Origin of the sequence: Sarcina sp. DSM 11001, from assembly GCF_900101015.1 — a bacterium.
Taxonomy (GTDB): Bacteria; Bacillota; Clostridia; order Lachnospirales; family Lachnospiraceae; genus CAG-791.
This window is the reverse complement of sequence record NZ_FNFZ01000056.1, coordinates 1-7,150: the sequence shown is the minus strand read 5'-3', so window position 1 is coordinate 7,150 and position 7,150 is coordinate 1. Positions and strand designations below refer to the sequence as shown.

5 protein-coding genes and 1 pseudogene are annotated in these 7,150 nt (G+C 49.5%); 1 reads left to right on the top strand and 5 read right to left on the bottom strand.

Going from position 1 to position 7,150, the window contains the following annotated elements; translation table 11 throughout:
- Window positions 1–1,220: hypothetical protein (locus tag BLT02_RS16430; RefSeq protein WP_207649430.1), on the bottom strand; the 1,220-nt coding region annotated here is incomplete at its 3' end.
- A gap of 717 nt (window positions 1,221–1,937) precedes the next feature.
- Here BLT02_RS16430 and BLT02_RS16425 point away from each other — a divergent pair.
- A complete protein-coding gene (locus tag BLT02_RS16425; RefSeq protein ID WP_092998051.1) occupies window positions 1,938–3,218 on the top strand; it encodes a hypothetical protein in 1,281 nt (426 codons plus the stop codon).
- A gap of 120 nt (window positions 3,219–3,338) precedes the next feature.
- On the opposite strand, the gene BLT02_RS16420 is transcribed toward BLT02_RS16425, so the two are convergent.
- The 4 genes and pseudogenes from BLT02_RS16420 to BLT02_RS16405 all read right to left on the bottom strand — a co-directional run.
- Window positions 3,339–4,271 (bottom strand): MetQ/NlpA family ABC transporter substrate-binding protein, encoded by a 933-nt coding sequence (locus BLT02_RS16420; protein WP_092998048.1) that lies wholly within the window; start codon window positions 4,269–4,271, stop codon window positions 3,339–3,341.
- 160 nt (window positions 4,272–4,431) lie between these two features.
- Window positions 4,432–5,094, bottom strand: coding sequence for a methionine ABC transporter permease (locus BLT02_RS16415; protein ID WP_092998045.1), 663 nt, complete (start codon window positions 5,092–5,094; stop codon window positions 4,432–4,434).
- A gap of 21 nt (window positions 5,095–5,115) precedes the next feature.
- On the bottom strand, window positions 5,116–6,189 hold the full coding sequence (locus tag BLT02_RS16410) for a methionine ABC transporter ATP-binding protein (RefSeq protein WP_092998042.1): 1,074 nt from the start codon (window positions 6,187–6,189) through the stop codon (window positions 5,116–5,118).
- 253 nt (window positions 6,190–6,442) lie between these two features.
- Window positions 6,443–7,150, bottom strand: a pseudogene (locus tag BLT02_RS16405) (hypothetical protein); the annotation flags it as partial.

Here is a 7,150-nt window from a genome sequence, read left to right as displayed (position 1 = left end):
ACGGAGAGGGTCAGCGCCGTGTCCGCTACCGTAAAGGATACGTCTTCAGCGGAGACATAGCCCTCCGCCTCGGCGTTGTAAGTGTATTCACCGGGGAGCAGCAGGAAAGAGCCGTCATCCTGCGCGGGGATGGCTTCGGGATCCGGTACTTCCTCTGTGGCGGCGGGATAGACCGCCACAACAGCGGTCTCAGGATCTGATATAAAGGTCACCAAAACCGGCTGGATCTCCACGGGGGAGTCCGTTTCATCAGATCCCTCTTCTGCGGGGGCATCACCAGTGGATTCCTCAGATGGCTCCTGTACCCGGCTTCCCTCAGTTGTTTCTTCCTGTCCAGCTGCCGCTTCCGCAGCTGTCTCAAAGGTTTCTGCATCCGTCTCTTCCTGGCCGGATACATCTTCCGCAGCTGTCTGAGCAGCTTCTACAACTTCCGCTTCCTGTTCAGATACATCTTCCGCAGCTGTCTGAGCAGCTTCCTCCGTTATCCCTTCCGATCCAGCCTCTTCAATTTCCTGATCTGCAGGCAATTCTTCAGACTCCGGGAGCCGGATCATCGTTACTGCGTCAAATAACCCGGGCGCAGGCATTGAGAAGGATACGGTATCTCCATATATGTCATACTCGGAGGAGAGGGTTTCCGCCCGATCCTGCAGCTGTTGTTCCGCATCTTTATAGCGCAGGACAGCAACAGAGATCTCTCCCTCCGGATACTGTTGCTGCAAAGCGCTCAGGTCCAGGTATGCCAGTTCAGCTCTGGCGCCGCCATTCATCACGGCTCCGGAAAAGCTGTATATGGCATGCCGGATAAGCAGCGTATCACTGGCTTCGATCGCGAGTTCAGCCTCTGATGCCTGACGGAAATCCTCACTGTCCGTTTTAATGATGCTCAGGGATGCATCTGCGTCAAACACGCCTGGATCCGCCGTAACAGTGACCACGACCCCGTCAACAGCTTCGCTCTGTTCAAACGAAACAGCAGGTCCATCCCAGGTATCCTGGTCCTCCGATCCGTTCGTGAGCGGATCGTCCTCAGAAAGTGCTTCTTCATCAGTGACTTCCGATGATGTGTCCTGCTGACCATCATCGGAAAACACCTCTTCAGCCTGGCCCGCATTTGCGGCCGGGATCTCTTCTGCAAATGCTGTGAGGCCGGTACTGCACAGAACGAGCACAAGGCTCAGCAGGATCGCCATGACGTGCCTGCCACGTTCCCATTTCATCTGATACCTTCTCATCTGTTTTTCCTTTCTCCTGCCTTATTTCGCTCATCAGGACAGTTTGATCATTGCATGTGACAGACTTCTGTTGTCATTTGGTTCTTGTGCACGTAAACATATCGAGATCTCCTCAAATAAAAGTTTATACTCCTCTTTCTTACATCTGAATAATCCCGAAAGATATACCCTCCTAGAAAATATAAAAACACATATTTAATATAACAAAAATAAGGCTCAAAAACAATTTGATTATCATGAAATCTCACTGGATGCCCGGAAATGGGCAGGTCTAGTCACCCCATCAACCAAATGCATCTAAATATCCTTCTGCTTTTTCATGAAGCTCCTTGAAGGCCTGCTCGCAGGATATCTCTCCGTACTCCGGATCCCGTAAGCCAAAGAAAACCTGGCTTTTCCCATTTGAGTTTGACTTCACATTTAGCTGCATGTCTCATACGCTGCACCAGTCCGGCAATTCTTCATTCATCAATAGAAGGATCTGTATGAAACGGTTAAGAATCTATTAATAATAGAATATATACAAATAATATGTAGAATATACCTGTTTACAAGGAGAATATAATCATATATTCTATTAATAAAAGAACTAATCAATTCATTATGAAAAGCTGGTTTTGGAGCAATATTATTCAGACAATGGTCATGGACAGTATACGGTCATTCCAAATAAAATAATCCAAATAATAGAAGGAGGATTCCATGGGTAATAAAGAAAATGAAAACAAATCGATAGGTGAAGATATGTTGAGCGCACTTATGAAAAAGCGTGAAGAGTATAGTAAGAACTCTGAAAAGTTTGCAGCAGTCCGTTCTTTTCTCTTCAGATACAGCAGAGACTCTTCACTTCCCGATGACCTGAAGTATCTTTTCAGGAAATGCAGCGGTCAGCCTTTTCAGGATGTGATATACAGTACTCTGATTTATGATATCCCTGCGGAAGAATGGGACTCCCTTTCGTATCTGAAACGCCGTAAACTTCTGATTGAAAAGTCAGCAGAGTTATATGACCTGCAGAGGAAGCTGAATAAGTGTATCGGCCGTACTTTCTATGATTCTCTTGTGAAAGACAGCGCACTGCTGTGGCATATCAAGGACGAAATCGTATATCGTTTCCCATTTATGGAAAAGGATTTTGACTGCATGGAAAAAGAAGGCTTTGATTATACTGAAGAAACTTTTAAAAAATACATAAACATTTATAAGGAAAGCTATAAGCCCAATTCTGACCTCATTTCCAGGGATACCACCAATTTTGTCAAAAAAGTGAGAGACTGTTTCCTGATGCATAAGGAAAAGGGCGGGTATTTTATCAAAGATGAAAAAACTTTCTGGCTTGCTGTTACGACTACGAGAACGAAAAGCAATGTGACACTGTTTACCAAGGAAATGAACGATTCATACGGCAGAAGGCTGTTTCCGACAAAGGATGACCTGTTTGTATTTGCTATTGCCATGAGGCTTCCCTATGAGGAGTTTAAGAATCTGGTCAAAGATGCAGAGAAGGACTGTGGTGATTCCGCCCGATATACTTACGATAAATCAGACAATCTCCGTGATGCACTCATCCTGTCTGTCATCCGCGATATTGACGGTTGGTATGAAATGACTGCGGCTGAACTGCAGGAGGCTGAACTGCATGCGGCATCAAAAGTCTCTATTGACAAAAAGGTAATAATGGAAAAAAGCAACTATCCCATGGAAGTTTTGTTCAGAGTGGACGAAATGCTCTGGGAAAACCTCTGCCGCAGTGAACCGGAAGCTTCGCTCGAAAAACTCCTGTACCACTCTTTCCTGCTCGACCGCGGGGACCAGCTCTATGCCAGAAAGTACAGAGAATGGATAAAGGAGCAGAAAGCAAGGAAGAAAGAAATGGAGGAGAAGAGCATGGAATTCGTTCCGGAAACCATCATTGATTTCCAGACGAAAGTAAGACAGGATTTAAAAAAGGCAAGAAGGAAAGCAATCTACAAAGAGGTATGACCTGTGCTTTTTCTGCATGACATATGCCTCATCATTGTAAAATCATCAAAAAAGCCCTCCGGTTCAATGTGTGATGAACAGGAGGGCTTTTATTTTCAAATCCTGCCAGCAGGCTGTGTCTTACTCTTCATACGCGATCACGGCGCCTTCGAAGGTATCGGAGATATACTGCCTGATCTCATCAGACTTCAGGGCATCGACAAGGGCTTTGATCTTGGGAAGCTCTTCATTGCCGGCCTTGACGGCGATGACGTTGACATACTGCTGGATGGCTTCGGAATCGCCCTTCTCCAGAGCAAGGGCATCTGTTCCGGCCTTGAAGCCTGCTGCCAGGGCATAGTTGCCGTTGAGGACGACGTAGGACATCTCGTCTTTGTAACGGGAGACCTGGGCTGCCTCGACTTCGTTGAGCTGTACATCGACAGCTTTGGACTCGATGTCGTTCACGGTCGCGGTGATGCCTGCGCCCTCTTTCAGAGTGATGATGCCGTTGGCCTCAAGCAGGAGCAGGGCGCGCGCCTCGTTGGTGGGGTCGTTGGGGATGGCAATGGTATCGCCGTCCGCGATTTCCTCAAGGGTTGCCTTGGTGCCGGGATAAATGCCGAAGGGCTCATAGTGGATTCTGCCGGCAATGGAAAGGTCGGTTCCGTGGTTGGCATTGAAGTCCTCAAGATAGTTGATGTGCTGGAAATAGTTGGCGTCGATCTCACCGCTGTCGACAACATTGTTGGGCTGGACATAGTCCTCAAACTCGATGACCTCGAGCTCATAGCCCTGGGCTTCCAGGATCGGCTTTACCTGAGCCAGGATCTCAGCGTGAGGTGTGGGGCTCGCGGCGACAGTGATATGATTGTCTTCCGGAGCTTCTGCAGCTGCTGCGGCAGGTGCTTCCTGCCCGGCTGCGGCTGTACCGGCCTCAACGGCCTCCTCAACAGCCTCTTCCTTCTTCTCTTCCCCGGCAGGTGCGGAGCTGGTGCTGCTTCCGCCGCAGCCGGCGAGCACGCCCGCTGCCAGGATTCCTGCCAACACCGCTGCCATCAGTTTCTTTTTCATAACTTTTTCCTCCTAAATTGAAAGTTACTGCGTTTATAATACAGGGTTCCGAAAACAAAAAGACTTGATTACAGAACCCGTATATAACTGTTTTATACTCTCCGCCTGTTGATCTGTCGGTCAGGAAGATGCCGCTCAAGATTGAAAAATGAAAAACGGCTTATACTCTCCTCCTGTCGATCCTGTTGGACAGGAACATGCCGGCATACTGGAAGATCTGCTGCATGATGACCAGCAGGATCACAGTCACGATCATGACATCAGCCTGATAACGGTGGTAACCGTAGCGGATCGCGATGTCACCGAGTCCTCCGCCGCCCACGGCGCCTGCCATGGCGCTGTAGCCCAGGATGGTGCCAAAGCAGATGGTCACGCCGACGATCAGGGATACTCTGGCTTCGACCAGGAGAACCTTTGTGATGATCGTAAAGGCGTCCGCTCCCATGGATTCCGCCGCTTCGATCACGCCCGGGTCTACCTCCATGAGGGAGGATTCCACCATGCGGGCGATAAAGGGCGCCGCGGAAATGACCAGAGGAACTATGGTCGCGGTAGAACCATAACTCTTACCGACGATCAGTTTCGTCAGGGGAATGATCAGGATCAAAAGGATCAGGAAGGGGATGCTGCGCATGATATTGGTGATGAAATCAATCACCCTGTAAACTGCCGCGTTAGGCCGGATCCCCTCTTTGTTGGTGACTGCCAGGGTGATCCCCCAGGGAAGCCCCAGGACATAGCCGAACAGGGTCGACAGGATCACCATGTAGAGGGTCTGCCCGATCCCCAGTATTATCATATTAATCACTTCAGGTGAAAACATTTTTATGCCTCCCGGCTCTATTTATACTTCTTCTACTTCCAGATTATGTTCCTTGAGGTAGCGGATCATCTGCTCCTGTATGTCGGTGTCGTCCGGCAGTCCGAGGATCATCTCGCCTCTGGCGACTCCTGCGACGTCCCGGGTATCGGCTTTCAGGATATTGACAGGGATGCCGAACCGCAGGACCATGTTGCCGATGACCGGCTCGAAGGAGGAGTTTTTGGAAAAAACAATGCGGATGCGGCGCGTCTCGTGGAGAAGCTCCATTTCCTTTCCAAATTCCGAGGGAAAGTCATAATTTTCCGGGCTGGATCCAGAGAGCTGTTCGTCGGGAAGCTGTTCGTCAGGGTCTTTCCCTTCGATCAGCATCCTACGGGCCGCGTGCGATTTCGGATGAGTGAAAATCTCCTCCACCGTCCCGTCCTCAACCAGATGGCCCTTTTCGATGATGGCCACATGCTTGCAGATCTCCTGAACCACAGACATCTGGTGGGTGATAATGATGATCGTGATCCCTGTCTCCTCATTGATCTTTTTCAGGAGGGCAAGGATGGAGGCGGTCGTCTGGGGATCGAGGGCGCTGGTCGCCTCATCGCACAGAAGGATCCGGGGATGGGAAGCCAGCGCGCGGGCAATGGCGACCCTCTGCTTCTGTCCGCCGGAAAGCTGGGCGGGAAAGGCATTTTCCTTTTCCGCAAGATCCACGGTCTTTAAAAGTTCCCTGGCGCGTTCCTTCGCCTCTTCCTTCTTCTTCCCCTGGATCAGAAGGGGAAAACAGATGTTGTCAATGACAGACTTCTGCATCAGAAGGTTGAATCCCTGGAAGATCATGCCGATATTGCCGCGAAGCTTTCTGAGGCCTTTGGGGGACAGGTCTCTCAGATCCTGTCCATCGATCAGAACGCGGCCTTCTGTCGGCACCTCCAGATAATTCAGGCACCTGACCAGTGTGCTCTTGCCGGCGCCGGACATACCGATAATGCCATAGATATCGCCTGCCTCCACTTTCAGATTGATGTCCGAAAGCGCTTCCAGTTCACTGTCCCTGGTATGGAAGACTTTGCGCAGGCCCTGTACCTCAACCAAATAGTCCATCTCATTAAACTCCTTTTTGAAATCCGAAACCTTATCATAGCACAAGTCTTTGGCTTAATCAACGCTGTAGCTTCAGAACTCAGGGTTGTTTCACGAACTCCCACAGAAACGAAGACATACCGTTTCAATGAAGGAAGGCATGCGTCCGCTTCTCTCCCGCATGCCTTCTATTCGAATCCGTACACAGGACCAATTAAAAAAGCGCAAAAATCCCCCATTGCAGTCTTGACTTCTTTTTTTCAGTATATCATCATCAAAGTGTCTTCTTATAATAGAGACTTTCTATTGGACCGAAGATATACCTTCCCAGCAGATCCTGCTCATCATTGAGAAGATCCATCATCTCGCTGACCGGGGACTGATTGCTGGTTTGGATCTGCACCAGGCGAATGACATTCAGTGCATACTTTCGTATCAGTGCGAGATTGTTTCTGGAGCCTCTGGCCGGTGACCGGTCCTCGCGGAAGGTATCATCCAGGACATGGTGCAGGCGGTTTTCCACGGCCCAATGGTTCCGCTTGCACCGTCCCATTTCTTCGGCACTCATTTCCAGGTCCGAAACGATCCCCACCACCTGGATGTCCATATTCTCCCGATCCCCTTTCCCGGGAAAAGGCTGTCTGGACGACCCTTCTTTTAAAAACTGTTCTTTGGATGGGGTGATATCATTTCCCTCTTTATCCCGCACGACAAGGATCCTGATCTGTTCCGCACAGCCCACGCTTTTCAGGAACGGCCATTGAACCTTTGTTCTTGACAGAAAAGATGCATCATTTATGATCCTGTACTCCCGGTACTCGTACCTGTCCCGGTTTCTTTCCACATACGCTGCCTCGTCATATTTCCCGATGTATTTCGGGTACCTTGTACGTATGGCAGGATCTCCTGCCATCCGTTTCCTGTCCTCCTTCATTTCATTAAACTGTTCAACGATCTCTTCATAACACTCTGGATGGTTTCT

Bases quoted from the DNA above. Each gene is read 5' to 3' on its own strand.
- BLT02_RS16415 (WP_092998045.1), bottom strand. From the start codon at position 5,094: ATGTTTTCACCTGAAGTGATTAATATGATAATACTGGGGATCGGGCAG.
- BLT02_RS16420 (WP_092998048.1), bottom strand. From the start codon at position 4,271: ATGAAAAAGAAACTGATGGCAGCGGTGTTGGCAGGAATCCTGGCAGCG.
- BLT02_RS16410 (WP_092998042.1), bottom strand. From the start codon at position 6,189: ATGGACTATTTGGTTGAGGTACAGGGCCTGCGCAAAGTCTTCCATACC.
- BLT02_RS16425 (WP_092998051.1), top strand. From the start codon at position 1,938: ATGGGTAATAAAGAAAATGAAAACAAATCGATAGGTGAAGATATGTTG.